Below are 19,365 nucleotides of genomic sequence, written 5' to 3' on the forward strand. Positions count from 1 at the left end.
CCTATCGATCCGCGGCCTGCCAGCGCGGATTGATCCAGGGTTCCTGGTTGGACGGCGCCAGCGGCGTGCGGCCGAGAATGTGGTCGGATGCCTTCTCGCCCGTCATGATCGACGGCGCATTGAGGTTGCCGTTGGTGACGCGCGGGAAGATCGAGGAGTCCACGACGCGCAGTCCTTCGACGCCGATGACGCGGCATTCCGGATCGACCACGCTCATTATGTCGTCGGCCCGGCCCATCTTGCAGGTGCCGCACGGGTGGTAGGCGCTCTCGGCATGATCCCGGATGAAGGCATCGAGATCCTCGTCCGACTGGACGTGCGAGCCCGGCGAGATTTCCTTGCCTCGAAAACTGTCGAAAGCCTTCTGGCCGAAGATCTCGCGGGTCAGCCTGATGCAGTGGCGGAACTCCGTCCAGTCGTCTGGATGCGACATGTAGTTGAAGCGGATAACCGGCGTCGCTTTGGGGTCGGGCGAGCGCAGCGTCACCGAGCCGCGCGACTTCGAGCGCATCGGTCCGACATGCGCCTGGAAGCCATGCGCCTTGGCCGCCGCCTTGCCGTCATAGCGTACCGCCGCCGGGATAAAGTGGTACTGGATGTCGGGGTAGTCGACGCCGGCTTGCGAGCGCACGAAGGCCGCGGCCTCGAAATGGTTGGTGGCGCCGAGGCCGGTCTTGAAGAACAGCCACTGCGCCCCGATCAGCGCCTTGGAGAACGGGTTGAGCACCGAGTTCAGCGTGATTGGCTGCGTGGATTCCTGCTGGATGTAGAGCTCCATATGATCCTGCAGATTGCGGCCGACACCTGGCCGGTCGGCCACGACCTGGACGCCGTTTTCGGCGAGATGCGCTGCCGGGCCGATGCCGGACAGCATCAGGATCTTGGGCGAATTGATCGACGATGCGGCGACGATTACCTCACGTCGTGCCTTAACGACCTGAATCTGTTTGTGAGCTTCGATCTCGACGCCGACGGCGCGCTGATTCTCGATGATCACGCGGCGGGCGAAACCTTTGACCACACTGACATTTTGCCGTTTGAGAGCCGGCTTCAGATAGGCTGATGCCGCCGACCAGCGGCGACCGCCGCGGATGGTCTGCTCCATCGGCCCGAAGCCTTCTTGCTTCGAACCATTGTAGTCGTCGGTCAGCTCGAAGCCGGCCTGGCGGCCGGCCTCGACGAAAGCGCCGTAGAGCGGATTTTTGCGCGGGCCGCGCTGGACGTGCAGCGGCCCGCCATGGCCCCGCCAGCCATCCTCGCCGCCGTCATTGTCTTCCATCCGCTTGAAGTAGGGCAGCACGTCGGCGAAGCTCCAGCCAGTCGCGCCTTCTTCGGCCCAATGGTCGAAGTCGCGGGCATGGCCGCGCACGTAGACCATGCCGTTGATCGAGGACGAACCGCCGATCACCTTGCCGCGCGGCGTCGCCAGCACGCGGCCGCCGAGATGCGGCTCCGGCTCGCTGGCAAAGCCCCAGTCGTAAAGGCTCATGTTGAGCGGGATCGACAGCGCCGACGGCATCTGGATCAGCGGTCCGATATCGGTGCCGCCAAACTCGATGACGATGACCGAATGCTTGCCGTCTTCCGACAGCCGGTAGGCCATGGCCGAGCCGGCCGAGCCGGAGCCGATAATGACGAAATCTGCTTCAAGCATGGTTCATATGCGCCATGAAATCGGCGAGCGAGACATTGCCGCCAGTAGCCACAACCAGGACGGTCTTACCCGCCACATTCACCTTGCCGCCGAGCAGTGCCGCAAGCGACGCTGCGCCCGACGGTTCCAGCACCAGCTTCATCCGCTCGAAGGCGATCTTCATTGCCCGCCGCACAGATGCATCGTCGACGGTGATGCCGCGCACGCCGGCGGTCTTGACCGCCGCGAACGGCGCATCGCCCGGCCGCCGCGACATCAGCCCGTCGCAGATCGATTTCGGCGCGATCGGCATGGTCTCGATGGCGCCGTGATCCAGTGACGCTCCCATGCCGTTGAACCCTTCCGGCTCGACGCCGATGATCTCGGTCGCCGGCGACAAATAGTGGAAGGCGAGCGACACACCGCCGATCAGTCCGCCACCACCGACCGAGCAGAACAAGAGGTCGGCACTGGCGTCCTTTGCCTCAAGTTGTTCGAGCGCTTCGAGCCCGGCGCCGGCCTGGCCAGCAACGATCTCCGGATCGTCGAATGGATGCAGCAACGCCAGCCCTTCGGTCTCGGCAATCTCGCGCGCCTTGGCGGCCGCGACCTCTTCACGGGCGCGCTCGCCATGATCGGTCAGCACGACGCGCGCGCCATAGCCAGCGGTGGCATCCCGCTTGGCGGCCGGCGCATCGATCGGCATGACGATGGTGACGGGAATGCCGAGCGCCTGGCCGGCAGCCGCCAGCCCTTGCGCGAAATTGCCGGAGGAGTAGGCGACGACGCCTTTCCTGGCTTCGTCAGGCGACAGCCGCTTCAGCCGCCAATAGGCGCCGCGCACCTTGAAGGAGCCCGCCCATTGCAGCGATTCCGGCTTGATGAACACGCGCGCAGCACCGGTCTCCTTGGCGAGCGCCGCGGATTCCAGCAACGGCGTGATCTGCGTCGCCCTGGAGGTGACGGCATAGGCCTGCTTGAGATGATCGAGGGAGGGAACGAACGTTGTTGTCATCATTCGCCTCGCGGATACCTTTTGCTCTCTTCGAGATTGTCGAGATTCATGTGGTTCCGCATGTACCGCTCCGATGCTTTTTGCAGCGGCTGGAAATCCCACGGGTAATAGGCGCCATTGCGCAGCGCCGGGTAGACGACCCACCGGCGCGCCTGGCTCTCGCGCACCGCGGCGTCGAAGGCGACCATGTCCCAACGCGCCCGGACTGCACTTGTGAAAGCTGTCACGAGGGCAGTGTGCGCCGGATCGTTGGCGAGGTTGTCGCGCTCGAGCGGGTCGGCTTCGAGATCGAACAGTTGCGGCGGATCGAGCTCGCAATGGACGAATTTGTATTTGCCGTCGCGGATCGCCACCAGCGGCGCGTAGGAGCCTTCGGCTGCGTACTCGATCAACACGGGCGTGGTGCGCTGCCCGCCCTTGGCAAGCGGCAGCAGCGACTGGCCGTCGGTCCATGGCGCGATCGCCCCGATGTCGATACCGGCGAGGTCGCAGAGCGTCGGCGTTACGTCGAGATTGGAAACCGGCGCCTCGATCAGCCCTGATGGCACGCCATTGCCGGCGATCATCAGCGGCACCCGCACCGAGCCCTCGAAGAAGCTCATCTTGAACCACAGGCCGCGCTCGCCCAGCATGTCGCCATGGTCCGAGCAGAACAGGATGGTGGTGTCGTCGAGCATGCGCGTGCGCTTGAGAACGTCCAGAAGCTCGCCAAGCTTGTCGTCGACATAGGAAATGTTGGCGAAATAGCCGCGCCGCGAACGACGCACCTGCTCGCGGGTAATGTCGAAGGAGGGGTAGTCGGAGGCATGATAGAGACGCTGCGAATGCGCGTCCTGATCGTCACGCGCGATGAAGCCCGTTTGCGGGTCCAGCGCCTGGCTGTGTTCGTAGAGATCCCAGTACTGCTTGCGCGCGACGTAGGGGTCGTGCGGGTGCGACAGCGAAACGGTAAGGCACCAGGGCCGATGCTCCGCATCGTCCTGCTCGCGCGAAAGCTGATAGAGCTTCTGCGTGGCGAGGAATACGACCTCGTCGTCATACTCCATCTGGTTAGTGGTCTCGGCGACACCGGCGCCGGTCACCGAGCCGAGATTGTGGTACCACCATTCGATGCGCTCGCCGGGCTTGCGGTAATCCGGCGTCCAGCCGAAATCGGCCGGATAGATGTCGGTGGTCAGCCGCTCCTCGAAACCGTGCAACTGGTCGGGCCCGACGAAATGCATCTTGCCCGACAGGCAGGTGTAGTAGCCGGCGGCGCGCAGATGATGGGCGAAAGTCGGGATCGAGGAGGCGAACTCCGCCGCATTGTCGTAGACCCCGGTGCGCGACGGCAATTGCCCGCTCATGAATGAGGCGCGGCCGGGCGCACAGAGTGGCGAGGCCGTGTAATTGTTGGCAAAGCGAGCTGAGCGGGCGGCCAGCGCCTTCAGATGCGGCACATGCAGGAAGTCGGCCGGCCCGTCGGGGAACAGCGTGCCGTTGAGCTGATCGACCATGACGATCAGGAAATTGGGTCGCCTTGATGTCACTGAGGCTGTCACTGTGTCTGTCGCCCGCCGAGTTTGATTTCCAGATAGTCTTCGACCAGCGCGATCGCGGTCGCCGCGTCCGGCACGCCGTCCTTCAGCGCGCGCCTGATATAGAGGCCGTCGATCAGCGCTGCGGTTGCTTCCGCCGCACGGTCGGCTTCGTGCCTGGCCAAGATGCCGGTCAGGCCGCTCATCAGGTTCGAATGCAGCCGCCGCGCATAGACCCTGAGCAGTCGGCGCAAAGCCGATGATTTCTGCGCCTCGACATAGAAGGCGAGCCAGGCGGCGATGGTTTCCGGCTGGAACTGGATGTCGGAGAAGTTGACGGCTACCACGGCTGAGATGCGTTCGCGCGGCGTGGCGGCTGATTGAAGAGCACGCCGCATGTCGATGGTCAGTTCTGCCAATATGTGCCGCATCGTGGCGAACAGCAGTTCATCCTTGGCGCCGAAATAATGATGGGCAAGTGCTGATGAGACGCCGGCGCGGCCAGCGATCTCCGACATGGTCACGTCAAGCGAGCCGCGCTCGCCGATCGCCGAGATCGTCGCGTCGATGAGCGCCTTGCGGCGCAGTGGTTCCATTCCGACTTTCGGCATTGTTGTTCCTGGCTCCTGGCCCGCATGATTATTTTTTATTGATCCGTCAATCAACAAAAAATCGATCCGATGGCGGCCTGCACCAAGCGATTGTCGGCTTGCGGCCCTTTTCGACCCGGTGGGGATTGTTTATATTTGAACAATAAAGGCGAACTGCGCCATGAGCCCACATGTTAGGCTGGCGCCAAGGATGGAGACCGCCATGACCGCATGCATCGTTGGCTGGGCGCATTCGCGCTTCGGCAAGCTCGAAGGCGAGACGCTGGAAGGCCTGATCACCAAGGTCGCGGTTGACGCGCTCGACCATGCCGGAATCGGCCCGGACGAGGTCGACGAGATCGTGCTTGGCCACTTCAATGCCGGCTTCTCGCCGCAGGATTTCACCGCAAGCCTGGTGCTGCAGGCCGACGACCGGCTGCGCTTCAAGCCGGCGACCCGGGTCGAGAACGCCTGCGCAACCGGCTCTGCCGCGGTCCGGCAAGGGATCCGCGCCATCGACGCCAACGCCGCCCGCATCGTGCTGGTGGTCGGCGCTGAGCAGATGACGACGACGCCCGGTCCCGAGATCGGCAAGAACCTGCTCAAGGCGTCCTATCTGCCGGAGGACGGCGACACACCGGCGGGTTTCGCCGGCGTCTTCGGCAAGATCGCGCAGGCCTATTTCCAGCGCTATGGCGACCAGTCCGATGCGCTGGCGATGATCGCCGCCAAGAACCACAAGAACGGCGTCGACAATCCCTACGCGCAGATGCGCAAGGATTTCGGCTACGAGTTCTGCCGCCAGGAAAGCGAGAAGAACCCCTTCGTTGCCGGTCCGCTGAAGCGCACCGACTGTTCGCTGGTTTCCGACGGCGCGGCAGCCCTTGTGCTGACCGACACATCGACGGCGCTGAAGATGCGCCGCGCTGTCGCCTTCCGCGCCAACGAGCATGTTCAGGATTTCCTGCCGATGTCGAAGCGCGATATCCTGTCGTTCGAAGGCTGCGAGCAGGCCTGGAATCAGGCCTTGAAGAAGGCAGGCGTGACGCTCGACGACCTCTCCTTCGTCGAGACGCATGACTGCTTCACCATCGCCGAACTGATCGAATATGAAGCGATGGGCCTGGCCAAGCCGGGTGAGGGCGCCAAGCTCGCGCTGGACGGCACGACGGCCAAGGACGGCAGGCTGCCGGTCAATCCGTCCGGTGGGCTGAAGGCCAAGGGCCACCCGATCGGCGCCACCGGCGTGTCGATGCATGTGCTGTCAGCCATGCAGTTGACCGGCGAGGCCGGTGGCATCCAGGTGTCTGGCGCAAAGCTCGGCGGCATCTTCAACATGGGCGGCGCGGCGGTCGCCAACTACGTTTCCATTCTCGACCGGATCAGATAAACCGCCCTGCATTTCTGGGAGGTGACATGACAAATCCGGTTCTGGTCGAGGTCTTGCGCGGCGCGATAGTCGAGAGCGCCCATCGCGGCGCTGTCGCGGTCTTCGATGGTGACGGCAGGCCTGTCTGTGAGATAGGCGATACGGCACGCCCGGTGTTTCCACGCTCCGCGGTGAAGGCGATCCAGGCGCTGCCGCTGGTCGAAACGGGCGCTGCCGATGCGTTCGGCTTCGGCGACCGCGAATTGGCGCTGGCCTGCGCCTCGCATTCGGGCGAGCCGGCGCATGTCGAACTGGCGCAGGCCATGCTGGCCAAGGCCGGTCTCGACAAATCGGCGCTGGAGTGCGGCGCGCATTGGCCTTCCAGCCATGGTGCGGAGATTGCACTGGCTCGCGCAGGCGGCTCGCCAAATGCGCTGCACAACAATTGTTCCGGCAAGCATTCCGGCTTTCTCTGCACCTGTGTGCACTCGGGGATTGCCCATCAGGGCTACGTCAAGGCCGGCCACCCCTTTCAGGAGATGGTACGAGACGCCATGCAGGCGGTGACCGGCGCTGCCCACGATGCCAATGACCGGGCCATCGATGGCTGCTCGATCCCGACCTACGCCGTGCCTCTGAAAAGCTTTGCGCTGGGCTTTGCCCGTATGGCGACGGGCAGGGGCTTCGGCCCTGAGCGCGCCAAGGCGGCAAAGCGCCTGCTGTCAGCCTGCATGGCCGAGCCTTTCCTGGTTGCCGGCACCGGCAAGGCGGATGTGGCGCTGATGCAGGCCGCGCCCGGCCGCATCTTCGTCAAGACCGGCGCCGAGGGCGTCTATTGCGCCGCTGTTCCGGAGCTAGGCCTCGGCATCGCGTTGAAATGTGATGACGGCGCCGGCCGCGCCGCCGAGGTGATGATCGCCGCGGTGCTGGCAAAACTTCTCGGGGCTGACGAGGCGCTGGCGGCGAACCTTTTGGAACAGGCCAATCCGCCGATCGAAAGCCGCATCGGCGCCAAGGTCGGCGCGCTGCGGCCGACGGCGGCGATTGGCTAGCCGATGCGTCCGCTACTTAACGGTCGAACGAAAATGCGCTTGGTGATTCATCGTGGTCATTTGAATTCGATGTCTGGCTTTTGCCAATTTTCAGGCACTTAAGTATAAGTTCGCGCTATATTCCGGATTGCGGGCGACATTGTGTATCACCGAATTGCACTTGGTCTCCTATACGGACTTCTTTTTGCAAGCTTGGCGTTTTTAGCCTTCAGCGTGCGGATAGCGCATTGGGCGGCCGACAATGCGGGTCTGAAAGCCATGCTTGCGTGTGTGTTGGCCTATATCGGTATTGTGTACGGCTTGGTCTGGGCCATTAACAAAATCAACAAGGCTTTTCCGACGTCGGATCTTCCGTCTTCGAGTGCGCATTCCGAGCACGCCTGGTTCGTGGAGCCAGTGGTAGTCGATGTGGAATCGGACGTCGCTGCCGAGAAGTCGCCGCCGATAAAACGCGAGAAGCCGAGCGAACGCTAACTATTCTAGCTGACCTTGTTGCGCTCAACCGTCAGATGCGGGTAGCCACTATTGCTTGACCTCGCGAGGTCGCCGGTCGCCGGTTCGGCCCAGCGCTGGCCGATGATGGCGCCGTTCTTGGCGCCGTCGATGACATTGTCGGAAATGATGGCGTGTCCAGCCCCTTCGACCACGGTGACGGCGATGCCGGTTCCGGCCTTGCGGATGATGTTTCCCGTCGCTACCACATTGCGCATATAGGCGCCCCAGCCGATCTGCATGCCGTAGAGCGGCGCGTTCTCGATGACGTTGCCGGCAACAGTGGTGTCGGCCTCGACGCTGATGCCGACGCCGAAGCCCGGCGCATCTGCGGGGTAGGGGCCCGTAGTCGACAAATTGCGCACGATGTTGTTCGAGCAGATGCCTATGCGGCCGCCTTCGTTGAAATTGACGATCGAGATGCCGTTGGCCGCACCATCGACGATGTTGTTGGCGATAACAGCGCCCTCAAAGGAAAACTCCGAGTAGAGCGCCGTTTCGCCCGAGCGCGAGCAGGTATTGCCGGTTATCTGCAGATTGCTGGAACTGTTGGCGCGGATCGCCGAGAAGGCGCAGTCCGAGACGATGTTGCCGGAGATGGAGACATTGCCGGCGCGGAACGCGTTGATGCCGTTGCCGTTCTGACCGGTGCCGCCGCTGCGCGCGCCAATCCGCTGCACGCGGTTGCCGCTGACGATGGTGCCGTCCTCGGCCTGCTGCCAGCGATGCACGAGAATGCCGCCATTGCCGCAGTCGGACACGGTATTGCCCGATATCTCCAGGCCGCCGGCCTCTACCGAGTAGATGCCGGCGTCCGCTGCTCCCGAAATATCCGAGCGCTCGATGCGGCCGGATGCATGCTCCAACGCCAGCCCGTGCTTGCCGCTGCCGGTGATCATGCAGTTGTCGATGACCAGGTGGGCGACGCGGCGCAGGTCGAGCAACCCTTGCGCATCGTCGGCCAGAGAGCCGCTGGCTCCGTCGAAGACCAATGCGGTTAACTCGATATGCTCGGCCTGTTCGGCCGTGAGCAAACGGCCACCACCGCCATAGAGAACGCGTGAGGCGCCGGGCACGCCGGAAAGCCTGACACGGGCGGGCAGCGTCAGATTGGAGACGACGTAGTTCCCCGGCGGTAGGAACACCGGCGCGTTGCGCTCGCTCGCCTCGGCAAGCATCCTGGCGAAGGCTTTGCTCTGGTCGTCCGCTGTGTCCGGCTGCACGCCAACCTCGGCAGCGTTGATCGAGCCGCGCGCTGCCGTCTTAGCCAAGGCGTTGCCCGACGAAAGACCGAGCACGGCAAAGCCGGCCGTCCCCTTCAGAAGCGCTCGTCTGTCCAACATCGGCACATCCCTTGCGATCCCCGACTAACCGCAGGAATCATGCCAGCCGCAGCGGTCTTCGCTCGGTCCATAGTCCGGCCAATGACCGGGTCCGGCAAGTGGCTTGTACAGTCGCCGAAGCGGGCCTAAGTTTGTCCGATGAGCAGAGCTTTCACCCGTGAGGAAGACAGCGAAAACGCCATCGCCGGCATCGGCGAGCGGCCGATCAGCCCGCACCGCAATCTGGTGACGGAGCGCGGGCTGGCGCAGATCGAGGACAATCTGACCGATCTGCGCGACATATTGGCGAAAGCCGAGAGAAAAGCAGACCGCGAGCGTATCGCCGTCGTGTCGCGCGATCTGCGCTACTGGACCGCGCGCCGCGAAAGCGCCGAACTCTCGGTGCCGGAACCGGGCAGCGACCAGGTGCGCTTCGGCATGGGCGTCACGCTGGAAGGCGACGACGGCAAGAAGGTGCACTGGAAGATCGTCGGCGAGGACGAGGCCGATCCGTCAAAGGGCAGCATTTCCCACGTCTCGCCGATGGCGGTGGCGCTGTTCGGCAAGAAGGTCGGCGACGTCGCAAGCGTCAACGGCAAGGAATGGGAAATCGTCAAACTGTCGGATGTCTGACGCCAGCTGACCCTATCTGCTCAGCTAGCTTTTGCAATGCGGGCTCATACTTGTCCATGACATCGCGAGCGGCACGCATCTGCCGTTCGAAGTCATCACTCTCCACCGGTCTTAGCATGACGCCGTTATCGGTTTCGATGATCTCGAGTTCATCGCCCACTTGCAGCCCCAAGCTGTCGAGCATCTTCTGCGGCAAGATTACAACGCCCGATCCGTCCTCAAGTCCGTGAATGATGGTGTTCATGTCTGTACCGTAGGTTGCGCCATACACTATGACGCAACTCTGATAGGCGTTGCAACTGTTTCGTTCAGCCCGCCAGCAGGCGGTCCAATAGCCGATCCGCCGCCTCCGGAATAACCGTGCCCGGCGGGAAGATTTCCGCAGCACCTGCTTCCAGCACCGCATCATAATCCTGTGGTGGGATGACCCCGCCGGCGACGATCAATATGTCGGCGCGGCCGAGTTTCTTCAGCGCATCGCGCAGTTCGGGGATCAGCGTCAAATGTCCCGCCGCCAGTGACGAGGCGCCGATGATATGGACGTCCTGCGCGACCGCCAGTTTCGCGATCTCATCCGGTGTCTGGAACATCGCGCCGACGGTGACGTCGAAGCCGAGATCGGCGAAGGCTGTAGCAATGACTTTTTGGCCACGGTCATGGCCGTCTTGGCCCATCTTGGCGACCAGGATGCGCGGCTTGCCGCCGGACTTCTTTTCGAAGGCTTCGAGCTTCTCCAAGAGCCGGTCGACCGTCAGATTGTCGCCAAGCGCGTTGCGATAGACGCCTGAGATCGTCTGCACTGAGGCGACGTGACGGCCAAAGACCTTTTCCAGCGCCAGCGAAATCTCGCCGACCGTGGCGTTGGCGCGCGCGGCGCGGATGGCGAATTCCAGCAGGTTTTCGTTACCTTGCGCCGCACGGGTCAGCGCATCGAGTGCGCTCTCGACCGCGCCGACATTGCGCGTGCCTTTCAAGTTCTGCAGCTTCGACAATTGCCGGGCTCGGACCTCGGCATTGTCGATCTTCAGCACGTCGACTTCGATGTCGTTCTCCGGCCGATGCGCGTTGACACCGACCAGCATCTGCTCGCCGGAATCGATGCGCGCCTGCGTGCGCGCGGCCGCTTCCTCGATGCGCAGCTTGGGGATCCCCTGTTCGGTCGCCGCAGCCATGCCGCCGAGGGCCTCGACCTCTTCGATGTGGGCGAGCGCCCGTGCCGCCAGGTCATGCGTCAGCCGCTCGAGATAGGCCGAGCCGCCCCACGGATCGATGATGCGGGTGGTGCCGGATTCCTTTTGCAGGATCAGCTGCGTGTTGCGGGCAATGCGGGCCGAATGGTCGGTCGGCAGCGCCATCGCCTCGTCGAAGGAATTGGTGTGCAGCGACTGCGTATGGCCCTGCGTTGCCGCCATCGCCTCGATCATGGTGCGGGTGATGTTGTTGTAGGGGTCCTGTGCCGTCAGCGACCAGCCGGAGGTCTGGCAATGGGTGCGCAGCGACAGCGAGCGCTCGTCCTTCGGCGCAAAATTCTTCTGCATCAGGCTCGACCACAGAAGCCGCGCGGCGCGGAGCTTGGCGACCTCCATGAAGAAGTTCATGCCGATCGCCCAGAAGAAGGAAAGCCGTGGCGCGAAACGGTCGATGTCGAGACCGGCAGCGACGCCGGCGCGGGCATATTCGATGCCGTCGGCAATGGTGTAGGCGAGCTCCAGGTCCGCCGTCGCGCCGGCCTCCTGCATGTGATAGCCGGAGATCGAGATCGAATTGAACTTCGGCATGTTCTTCGAGGTGTAGGAGAAGATGTCCGACACGATCCGCATCGAAGGCTTCGGCGGATAAATGTAGGTGTTGCGGACCATGAACTCCTTCAGAATGTCGTTCTGAATGGTGCCGGCGAGATCCTTCTGCGCAACGCCCTGTTCTTCGGCTGCCACGATGTAGAGCGCCATGATCGGCAGCACGGCGCCGTTCATGGTCATCGACACCGTCATTTCGTCGAGCGGGATGCCGTCGAACAACTGCCTCATGTCGAGGATGGAATCGATGGCCACACCGGCCATGCCGACATCGCCGGCAACGCGCGGATGATCGCTGTCATAACCGCGATGGGTGGGCAGATCGAAGGCGACCGACAGGCCCTTCTGGCCGGCGGCGAGATTGCGCCGGTAGAAGGCGTTGGATTCTTCGGCCGTCGAGAAGCCGGCATATTGACGGATCGTCCACGGCTGCTGGACATACATGGTCGGGTAGGGGCCGCGCACGAAGGGCGGCATGCCCGGATAGGTGTCGAGATGGGTGAGGCCCTTGAGGTCGCCCTGACTATAGAGATGCTTGACGGCAATGCCTTCCGGCGTCAGTCGCTGGCCCTTGACCTCGACGGGTGCGCGCCGTGGCGCCGACCAGCCGATCTCTGAGAAATTCGGGATCAAGGTGCGGCTCCGATCGACTGGTCGATGCGGACCGGAAACAGGGCCTCGCACACCGCCACGCCCTCGGTGAAAGGAGGCCGCCGCTCGGCCGCCAGCGTCTCGACCGGGGTCTCGCTTTTGAGCGGATAAAGCGTGGTGCCGATGATTGCCCGTTCACCCGACCGGTAGGCCTCGGCGCGGCGCTCGGATGCTGCCTTGACGCGCGCCTGGATATGGCCGTGCTGTAGGCTTGCCAGAACGCCGCCTTCCGCTTCGATCCTCTGGAATTCTGCCCACGCCGCTTCGCACAGGCCCAAGGTCAGCGCCTCGACCGCGCCCGAGCCATAGGTGGGGTCGGCGACGTGGCCGATATGGCTTTCATTGGCCATGATCAGCTGGGCGTTGCGGGCGATACGGCGGGCAAAAGGCGCCGGCAGGCCATGCGCGATCGTGTGCGGCAGGATGGAGATCGAATCGGCGCCCCCGGCGGCTGCGGCAAAACCGGCGATCGCAGTGCGTAGAATATTGGTCTCGGGGTCGGCTGCCGTCATCATGCGGAACGACGTCTCGGCATGGATATTGGCGGTCGAGGCCGGGATCGAGCACGTCTCCTGGATTCGCCCCCACAGCCGGCGCAGCGCCCGAACCTTGGCCGTCGACAGGAATTGGTCCTGGTCGACGCTCAGGGCAAAGCCGATATGCGGTGCGGCATAGACCAGCGGCTGGCGCGCATCCTCGAACATCCTGAGATAGGAGACCGCGGAAGTGAGCATGGTGCCGAGCTCCTGCGCCTCGGTGGCGCCGGCATTGTGGAACACCCGCCCGTCCGCCTCGAGCAATACGCCCGGCACGCCAAGCGAGAAGAAATGTGCCAGCGATTGCGGCATCGATGCCTGCAAGGCCTCGATCGACATCCGCAGCCGGCCGGTACCGGCAAAGATTGCCGCCGGGTCGATGCCGAAGGAGAGGTTGAGTTTCGCCGGGTCGGAGCGGCGCTTGCTCAGGAACGCCACCAGCCAGTCGGCGACGGCGCGGCTCCAGGGATGGGCGTCGATGCGGATCTGCACGCGGTTGAGCGGTATGCCGTCGAGCACCGTCTCCAGCGCCTGCGCCGTCCGCGGCAGGCCGTAGCCGAAGGCATTCGGCGCGCCCTCGAAGACCAGCGACAGGCCCGTCGCGCCTTGCGCTACATCATCCAGAGCCTGGGCCTTGGCGCGGCCGATATCGGGATCGTCGATGCGCTGGCTGACGATCCAGGGCAATTTGGGGTTGGCGCGCACAAGCGGTTCGGCGCCAGCGGCGCGATCGTAGAGCGGCTCTATGCGAATGGCGTCGTCGGTGTGCGACACCAGCCTGTCCTCGAAGGATGCGCCGGCCAACGCCTTTTCCGTCAAGGCCAGCCATCGCTGGCGCTCGACGTTTGCGGGTTCGACTTCCTTGGTCAAGGCTCCGGCGCCCATCCATTTTCCTCGTTCTTATGCGGCCGCACCAGCCTGGAGCGGTTCAGTCTACGGTCCCCTGTCCGATATCGCAATGCAATGCGCCTCCAGGGTCCGAACGCGATCTCTCTGATATAGGTCAGCCTGCGTGGACGAACCATGAACGATTGCCAAACAGCGACAAAATCCGCAAGCTCCAAAAAGCCGATTTGGAGTTTAGACAATTGGCCCATCTGACGATCGGCATTGTCGCTGTGCAACGGCCTCACTATACGTGCGGCAAGGCCATCGGCTTTAACACCAGTTTGCGGAGACATGGACATATGGCTGACGAGACCAGCATTTTCCTCGGCGCCAGCCGCAAGCCCGACGACAGCTACCAGCGAGCCGAGCAGCTTTTGCTGCAATATGGCAACCGCCATGGCCTGATTACCGGCGCCACTGGCACCGGCAAGACGGTCAGCCTGCAGATCCTGGCCGAAGGCTTTTCCAATGCCGGCGTGCCAGTGTTCTGCGCCGATATCAAGGGTGACCTGTCCGGCATCGCCATGATGGGCAAGGCGCAGGATTTTCTGGTCAGGCGAGCCGAACAGGTCAAGCTCGACCCTTACGACTTCCAGGAATTTCCGGTCATCTTCTGGGACCTGTTCGGTGAGCAGGGCCATCCGATCCGCGCCACCGTCTCGGAAATGGGACCGCTGCTTTTGTCGCGGCTGATGAACCTCTCCGAAGCGCAGGAGGGCATCATGAACATCGCCTTCCGCATCGCCGACGAGGACGGCCTGCTGCTGCTCGACATGAAGGATCTGCAGGCGCTGCTGGCCAACATCGCCGAGCGCGCCGAGGAGATCAGCTCGCGCTACGGCAATGTCACCAAGCCGTCGGTCGGCGCCATCCAGCGCACGCTGCTGGTGCTGGAACAGCAGGGGGCGGCAAATTTCTTCGGCGAGCCGGCTTTGCGCATCGCCGACATCATGCGCACCACCCGCGACGGCCGCGGCGCCATCAGCGTGCTTGCTGCCGACAAACTGATGATGAACCCCAGGCTCTACGCCACCTTCCTGCTCTGGCTGATGTCGGAGCTGTTTGAGGAATTGCCCGAGGTCGGCGATCCCGACAGGCCGAAGCTGGTGTTCTTCTTCGACGAGGCGCATCTCCTGTTCGACGAGGCGCCGAAGGTGCTGATCGACCGCGTCGAGCAGGTCGTCCGCCTGATCCGCTCCAAGGGCGTCGGCGTCTATTTCGTCACCCAGAACCCTTTGGATATCCCTGAAAAGGTTCTGGCCCAGCTCGGCAATCGCGTGCAGCACGCGCTGCGCGCCTACACGCCGCGCGAACAGCAGGCGGTGAGGACGGCTGCCGACACCTTCCGGCCCAACCCGGATTTCGATTGCGCCACCGTGATCACGCAACTGGCGACCGGCGAAGCGCTGGTCTCGACGCTTGAAGCAAAGGGCATCCCGTCCATGGTGCAGCGGACGCTGATCCGGCCGCCGTTGTCCAGGCTTGGCCCGATTACGGCGGACGAGCGCCGCAAGCTGATCGACCAGAGCCCGGTGGCCGGACAGTACGACCAGACCATCGACCGCGAATCGGCCTTTGAGATGCTGCAGAAGAAGGCCAAGGGCGCGCAGGACGCGGAAGAGCAGGCGCAGCAAACCGATAGTGGCCGCTCGCGCTGGACCATCCCCGGCTTCGGCAATGACGATTCGCCGCCGCCATCCAGGCGCGCGCCGGCGCCGCGCCCGTCCAACCGCCAGACTGTTGCTGAGGCCGCGATCAAAGCCGTCGTGCGGTCCGTCGGCTCGTCGGTCGGCCGGGCGATCGTGCGCGGGATTCTGGGCAGCCTGTCCAGGGGGCGGTGAAAAGCATCAGCCCGCCAGATTGCCGCATCGCCGACGGCCTAACCGAAGCGGTTGCTCGATTGGCCGCGCTCCCCCGGTCGGAACGCAAAAAGTCCGCCCTCATGTGGGTGCGCGTCAAGGTGCTCGGCGGTCATGGTAAAGCGCGCCGAGGTGACGAACAGAGTGTCGAGATCGGCGCCGCCAAAGGCGCAGCTCGTCGGCCACGAGCAGGGCAGTTCGACGATCCGATCCAGTCGGCCGTCCGGCGCGATGCGAGCAAGGCAGCTGCCGCCCACCACCCGGCAGTTCCAGATGTAGCCTTCGGCATCCATGCAGGAGCCGTCGGGTAGGCCCCGCTGGAAGCCGCCGAAAAGCAGCCGCCGATCAGCGAGCCGTGAAGAGCCGCCCTCCCAGGCGTAGCTGTAGATTGCGTTTTTCATCGTGTCTGCGGTCACGAAGCGACCGTCCTGCGTCCACACCATGGTGTTGGTGATACCAAAGTGGTCCTCGGACAAGCGCGTCACACCGCCGTCGGGATCAACCCGAAACAGCTGCCCGGCATCTTGCGTGATGGCGATCGGCGCGTCGTCCGCTCCGATGTTGTTGGCCATCGTGCCGACCCAGAGCGACCCATCGGGCGCGACGACGCCTTCGTTCAGCCGAATGTCGGGTCGGTCTGGTTCGATCGTCGCGATCGTTCGGAACGGCCCGCCGAAGTCCCATAAGGCGATCTCGTTCCTGAGGCCGACAACGGCGCCGCCGTCGGCGCGCAGGCCGATCGAGGTGACCAGATCGGGCGTCTCCCAGGATTCGTGAGCCAAGGTCACCGGATCCAGCCTGTGGATCCTGCGGCCGATGATGTCGATCCAGACCAGCCGGTCGCAGCGATCGTCCCAGATCAGGCTCTCACCGACGACGTCACGCGCATCGAAGAGCAGGCCAGCGTTCGTCTCGTTCATGCGGTTCACTAGGCTAGAAACACTCTTGACATATATCTCTTGGATAAATTAACAACAATTAGATAGCAACCTGTCATACAGGTTTTGAGGGAGCGACATGCAGGATCCGACGGAGACAGCGGCTGAGCCGAATCCCGGCCTTGTGAGCACGGCGATCCAGGCAATCACCCAGCACATCCGCTCGGAGGGCCTTGCGGCGGGCGACCCGTTGCCAAGCGAAGCGGCCATGACGCGCCAGCTCAATGTCTCGCGAACCGTCGTGCGTGAAGCGTTCCGGTCGCTTTCGGCAATGCGCCTGATCGACATGAGCGCCGGGCGCCGCGCCACCGTCGCCAAACTCGACACCGGCGCCATGTCGATGGTGATCGAGCACGGCATCACCACGCAGCAGATCAGCGTCCATCAGGTCTATGACGTCAGGCGCACGATCGAGATGCGCACGGTGGCGCTCGCGGCGCTCCGCCGCACCGAGGCGGAAGCCGCCGCGATCGCGCAATCGGCCAGGCTGATGCGTGAGAATTTCCAGAACCCCGAGATCGTCATGGAACACGACATCGCCTTTCACGAGGCGATTGCGGCGGCCTCGCACAACCCGGTCTTCTCGCTGATCGTCACCGCCTTCAGCGGGGTCACGCGCCGCACCTGGGTCATCGGCTGGCGGACGCGCTCCTCCGGTGAAGACCAGCTCAAGATGATCAAGGGGCACGAGGACATAGCCGAGGCGATCCTCAAGGGCGATCCGCGCCTCGCCGTCGAGCACATGGCGCAACATTTCGACAAGAGCGTCAAGGCGCTGCTCGACGCGGGAATCGCCTGACATGAAGATCAAAGCGATCGAAACCATTCGCATCGAGGAGCGGCCCAACCTTCTCTGGGTCGAGGTCCATACCGACGAGGGCATCACCGGGCTCGGCGAGACCTTCTTCCTGTCGCGCACCGTCGAGGCGTATCTGCACGAATACGTCGCGCCACGCGTGATCGGCCGCGATCCGCTCGAGATCGATCTGCTGTCCGCCGACCTGGTCGGCTATCTCGGCTTCCGCTCCAGCGGCGCCGAGGTGCGCGGCAATTCAGCCTTCGACATCGCGCTGTGGGACATTTTCGGCAAGGTCACCGGCCAGCCGATCGCGCAGCTTCTGGGCGGCTTCAGCCGTCGCTCCATCCGCACCTACAACACTTGTGCCGGCACCGAATACATCAAGGACGCCAAGGGCCAGACGACGGCCAATTACGGCATCGGCGCCGGGCGCGACTACGACGACCTTAACGGCTTCCTCAATCGTGCCGGCGAACTGGCCGAGGAACTGCTTGAGGACGGCATCACCGCCATGAAGATCTGGCCGTTCGATCATGCCGCTGAAAAGACGCGTGGCAACGACATCTCGGCGGCCGATCTGAAATCCGCGCTTGAACCGTTCGAGAAGATCCGCCGCGCCGTCGGCGACAAGATCGACATCATGGTCGAGTTCCATTCGATGTGGCAGCTTTTGCCCGCCATGAAGATCGCCGGCGCGCTGAAACCTTATGCCACCTATTGGCACGAGGACCCGATCCGCATGGACAGCCTCGGCGACTTGAAACGCTACGAGGCGGTCAGCCCCGCGCCGATCTCGGCTTCCGAGACACTGGGCAGCCGCTGGGCGTTTCGCGACCTGCTCGAAACCGGGGCTGCCGGCATCGTCATGCTCGACATCTCGTGGTGCGGCGGCCTGTCGGAGGCGCGCAAGATCGCCGCGATGGCGGAGGCCTGGCGGCTGCCGGTCGCGCCGCACGACTGCACCGGTCCGGTCGTGCTCGCCGCCTCGACGCATCTGTCGCTCAATGCGCCCAATGCGCTGGTTCAGGAAAGCGTGCGCGCCTTCTACCGCACCTGGTACCGGGACCTGGTGACGGCGCTGCCTGAAGTGAAGAACGGCATGATCACCGTGCCGCCGGGACCGGGCCTGGGGCTGGCGCTCAACCCCGACCTTGACAAGGCCTACACCGTCCAGCGCCGCGTCTCCGACAAGACCGACATCTAGAAATCCAAAGGGAGGAATTGAGATGAAAAAACTGACTGCAACACTTCTGCTTGGCGTCGCTCTTTTCGGCGCCCAGACCGCCGCGCGAGCCGACGGGCTGAACATCGTCTTCACGCACCATTCGTCGGCCTCGAACACCTTCTGGCAAGCGGTGAAGAAGGGCTTCGACGACGGCTGCGCCAAGGTCGAGGCCAGCTGCAACATGGTCTTCACCCAGACCGAGGGCTCGGTAGAGCAGCAGATCGCCAACATGCGCGCTGCCCTTGCCGCCAAGCCCGACGCGCTGCTGACCTCGATCGTCGACGACCATGCCTTCGATGACGTCATCAAGGAGGCGCGCGATGCCGGCGTGCTGGTGATTGCCGTCAATGTCGACGACACCGAAGGCGCCAAGGGCAATGCGCGGCAAGCCTTCGTCGGGCAGGGCTTCAAGCCCGCAGGCTATTCGCTCGCCAAGGCGATTTCCGAGAGCTTCCCGAAGGACGGCCCGATCAAGGTGCTGGTCGGCATCTCGGCGCCGGGCCAGAACTGGTCCGAGAGCCGCGGCGCCGGCGTGATGCAGTTCCTTGAAGAATACAAGGCCGCGCATGCCGACCGCGACGTGTCGTGGGAGCGCATCGACAGCGGCACCGACCTTGCCATCACCTCCGACCGCGTCGGCGCCTATCTCAACGCCCATCCCGACACCACCGCCTATTTCGACACCGGGTTCTGGTGTGCCGGCGTCGCCCGCGTGCTGGCCGATCGCGGCGTCGCGCCCGGCAAGGTCCTGCTCGGTGGCTTCGACCTGGTGCCCGAAGTGCTGCAGCAAATGCAGAAGGGCTACGTGCAGGCGCTGGTCGACCAGCAGCCCTACATGCAGGGCTTCATGCCGGTGATGGAGGCCTATCTCAACAAGAAGATCGGCCTGGCGCCTTCCGACATCGACACCGGCCAGGGCATCGTGCGGCCGAACCAGGCCGACGCGATCATGGCGCTCTCCGCCCAGGGAATGCGCTGACAGCGCAACGCCAATGAGTGGCTTTGCATCGGCGGCGCCGCGCGCCGCCGATGCATCAACAGAAGTTCGAA

Annotated in this window: 17 protein-coding genes; 8 read left to right on the top strand and 9 right to left on the bottom strand. The window is 63.8% G+C overall.

Going from position 1 to position 19,365, the window contains the following annotated elements; translation table 11 throughout:
* Position 1 precedes the first annotated feature (1 nt).
* The 4 genes from betA to betI are packed head-to-tail and all read right to left on the bottom strand — an operon-like array spanning position 2 to position 4,776.
* Complete coding sequence (betA, locus tag ACYHH6_RS15790) at positions 2–1,654, bottom strand: choline dehydrogenase (protein ID WP_352584785.1); 1,653 nt, start codon at positions 1,652–1,654, stop codon at positions 2–4.
* Positions 1,647–2,648, bottom strand: a complete 1,002-nt coding sequence (locus tag ACYHH6_RS15795) for a threonine/serine dehydratase family protein (RefSeq protein ID WP_352584787.1) — start codon at positions 2,646–2,648, stop codon at positions 1,647–1,649. Before ACYHH6_RS15795 ends, betA begins: the two co-directional genes overlap by 8 nt.
* Positions 2,648–4,177 carry a choline-sulfatase gene (gene betC, locus ACYHH6_RS15800; RefSeq protein ID WP_352584789.1) on the bottom strand — a complete coding sequence of 510 codons (1,530 nt, stop codon included), beginning with the start codon at positions 4,175–4,177 and terminating at the stop codon, positions 2,648–2,650. Before betC ends, ACYHH6_RS15795 begins: the two co-directional genes overlap by 1 nt.
* An 8-nt stretch (positions 4,178–4,185) precedes the next feature.
* Positions 4,186–4,776 (bottom strand): choline-binding transcriptional repressor BetI, encoded by a 591-nt coding sequence (gene betI, locus ACYHH6_RS15805; RefSeq protein ID WP_352584791.1) that lies wholly within the window; start codon positions 4,774–4,776, stop codon positions 4,186–4,188.
* A 202-nt stretch (positions 4,777–4,978) separates the two neighbouring features.
* Here betI and ACYHH6_RS15810 point away from each other — a divergent pair, with 202 nt between their 5' ends.
* The 3 genes from ACYHH6_RS15810 (at position 4,979) to ACYHH6_RS15820 (ending at position 7,650) form a co-directional block, all read left to right on the top strand.
* Positions 4,979–6,145, top strand: coding sequence for an acetyl-CoA acetyltransferase (locus ACYHH6_RS15810; protein ID WP_352584793.1), 1,167 nt, complete (start codon positions 4,979–4,981; stop codon positions 6,143–6,145).
* Positions 6,146–6,171: 26 nt separating this feature from the next.
* Positions 6,172–7,176: an asparaginase gene (locus tag ACYHH6_RS15815; RefSeq protein WP_352584795.1), complete on the top strand. Its 1,005-nt coding sequence runs from the start codon at positions 6,172–6,174 to the stop codon at positions 7,174–7,176.
* A gap of 141 nt (positions 7,177–7,317) precedes the next feature.
* Positions 7,318–7,650 (top strand): hypothetical protein, encoded by a 333-nt coding sequence (locus ACYHH6_RS15820; RefSeq protein ID WP_352584797.1) that lies wholly within the window; start codon positions 7,318–7,320, stop codon positions 7,648–7,650.
* Positions 7,651–7,655: 5 nt separating this feature from the next.
* Here ACYHH6_RS15820 and ACYHH6_RS15825 read toward each other — a convergent pair whose 3' ends face one another.
* Positions 7,656–9,011 carry a TIGR03808 family TAT-translocated repetitive protein gene (locus ACYHH6_RS15825; protein ID WP_352584799.1) on the bottom strand — a complete coding sequence of 452 codons (1,356 nt, stop codon included), beginning with the start codon at positions 9,009–9,011 and terminating at the stop codon, positions 7,656–7,658.
* Positions 9,012–9,149: 138 nt separating this feature from the next.
* On the opposite strand from ACYHH6_RS15825, the gene greA reads away from it, so the two are divergent.
* Complete coding sequence (gene greA / locus ACYHH6_RS15830; protein ID WP_352584801.1) at positions 9,150–9,623, top strand: transcription elongation factor GreA; 474 nt, start codon at positions 9,150–9,152, stop codon at positions 9,621–9,623.
* On the opposite strand, the gene ACYHH6_RS15835 is transcribed toward greA, so the two are convergent.
* The 3 genes from ACYHH6_RS15835 to ACYHH6_RS15845 form a co-directional block, all read right to left on the bottom strand.
* A complete protein-coding gene (locus ACYHH6_RS15835; protein WP_352584803.1) occupies positions 9,604–9,867 on the bottom strand; it encodes an AbrB/MazE/SpoVT family DNA-binding domain-containing protein in 264 nt (87 codons plus the stop codon). The two genes, greA and ACYHH6_RS15835, sit on opposite strands and share 20 nt — an antisense overlap.
* A 64-nt stretch (positions 9,868–9,931) precedes the next feature.
* Positions 9,932–12,052 carry a methylmalonyl-CoA mutase gene (gene scpA / locus ACYHH6_RS15840; protein ID WP_352584805.1) on the bottom strand — a complete coding sequence of 707 codons (2,121 nt, stop codon included), beginning with the start codon at positions 12,050–12,052 and terminating at the stop codon, positions 9,932–9,934.
* Positions 12,049–13,491, bottom strand: coding sequence for a methylmalonyl-CoA mutase subunit beta (locus tag ACYHH6_RS15845; protein ID WP_352584807.1), 1,443 nt, complete (start codon positions 13,489–13,491; stop codon positions 12,049–12,051). Before ACYHH6_RS15845 ends, scpA begins: the two co-directional genes overlap by 4 nt.
* Before the next feature lie 302 nt (positions 13,492–13,793).
* On the opposite strand from ACYHH6_RS15845, the gene ACYHH6_RS15850 reads away from it, so the two are divergent.
* Positions 13,794–15,335: a helicase HerA-like C-terminal domain-containing protein gene (locus ACYHH6_RS15850; protein ID WP_352584809.1), complete on the top strand. Its 1,542-nt coding sequence runs from the start codon at positions 13,794–13,796 to the stop codon at positions 15,333–15,335.
* A 38-nt stretch (positions 15,336–15,373) separates the two neighbouring features.
* On the opposite strand, the gene ACYHH6_RS15855 is transcribed toward ACYHH6_RS15850, so the two are convergent.
* Positions 15,374–16,273: an SMP-30/gluconolactonase/LRE family protein gene (locus ACYHH6_RS15855; protein ID WP_352584811.1), complete on the bottom strand. Its 900-nt coding sequence runs from the start codon at positions 16,271–16,273 to the stop codon at positions 15,374–15,376.
* Between the two features lie 97 nt (positions 16,274–16,370).
* Between ACYHH6_RS15855 and ACYHH6_RS15860 the strand changes: the two genes are divergently transcribed.
* From ACYHH6_RS15860 to ACYHH6_RS15870, 3 genes are read left to right on the top strand one after another with little or no spacing between them, the layout of a single operon-like run.
* Positions 16,371–17,090 (top strand): FadR/GntR family transcriptional regulator, encoded by a 720-nt coding sequence (locus ACYHH6_RS15860; protein WP_352584813.1) that lies wholly within the window; start codon positions 16,371–16,373, stop codon positions 17,088–17,090.
* Position 17,091: 1 nt separating this feature from the next.
* On the top strand, positions 17,092–18,294 hold the full coding sequence (locus tag ACYHH6_RS15865) for a mandelate racemase/muconate lactonizing enzyme family protein (protein ID WP_352584815.1): 1,203 nt from the start codon (positions 17,092–17,094) through the stop codon (positions 18,292–18,294).
* A gap of 22 nt (positions 18,295–18,316) precedes the next feature.
* A complete protein-coding gene (locus ACYHH6_RS15870) occupies positions 18,317–19,294 on the top strand; it encodes a sugar ABC transporter substrate-binding protein (protein WP_352584817.1) in 978 nt (325 codons plus the stop codon).
* Positions 19,295–19,365 lie beyond the last annotated feature (71 nt).

The sequence above is a fragment of the Mesorhizobium sp. P171375 genome (genome assembly GCF_057786075.1).

Coding starts and splice junctions, on each gene's coding strand:
- greA (WP_352584801.1), top strand. CDS start 9,150: ATGAGCAGAGCTTTCACCCGTGAGGAAGACAGCGAAAACGCCATCGCC.
- ACYHH6_RS15855 (WP_352584811.1), bottom strand. CDS start 16,273: ATGAACGAGACGAACGCTGGCCTGCTCTTCGATGCGCGTGACGTCGTC.
- ACYHH6_RS15810 (WP_352584793.1), top strand. CDS start 4,979: ATGACCGCATGCATCGTTGGCTGGGCGCATTCGCGCTTCGGCAAGCTC.
- ACYHH6_RS15870 (WP_352584817.1), top strand. CDS start 18,317: ATGAAAAAACTGACTGCAACACTTCTGCTTGGCGTCGCTCTTTTCGGC.
- ACYHH6_RS15865 (WP_352584815.1), top strand. CDS start 17,092: ATGAAGATCAAAGCGATCGAAACCATTCGCATCGAGGAGCGGCCCAAC.
- ACYHH6_RS15825 (WP_352584799.1), bottom strand. CDS start 9,011: ATGTTGGACAGACGAGCGCTTCTGAAGGGGACGGCCGGCTTTGCCGTG.
- ACYHH6_RS15795 (WP_352584787.1), bottom strand. CDS start 2,648: ATGACAACAACGTTCGTTCCCTCCCTCGATCATCTCAAGCAGGCCTAT.
- ACYHH6_RS15860 (WP_352584813.1), top strand. CDS start 16,371: ATGCAGGATCCGACGGAGACAGCGGCTGAGCCGAATCCCGGCCTTGTG.
- ACYHH6_RS15850 (WP_352584809.1), top strand. CDS start 13,794: ATGGCTGACGAGACCAGCATTTTCCTCGGCGCCAGCCGCAAGCCCGAC.
- ACYHH6_RS15815 (WP_352584795.1), top strand. CDS start 6,172: ATGACAAATCCGGTTCTGGTCGAGGTCTTGCGCGGCGCGATAGTCGAG.
- betA (WP_352584785.1), bottom strand. CDS start 1,654: ATGCTTGAAGCAGATTTCGTCATTATCGGCTCCGGCTCGGCCGGCTCG.
- ACYHH6_RS15845 (WP_352584807.1), bottom strand. CDS start 13,491: ATGGGCGCCGGAGCCTTGACCAAGGAAGTCGAACCCGCAAACGTCGAG.
- ACYHH6_RS15835 (WP_352584803.1), bottom strand. CDS start 9,867: ATGAACACCATCATTCACGGACTTGAGGACGGATCGGGCGTTGTAATC.
- betI (WP_352584791.1), bottom strand. CDS start 4,776: ATGCCGAAAGTCGGAATGGAACCACTGCGCCGCAAGGCGCTCATCGAC.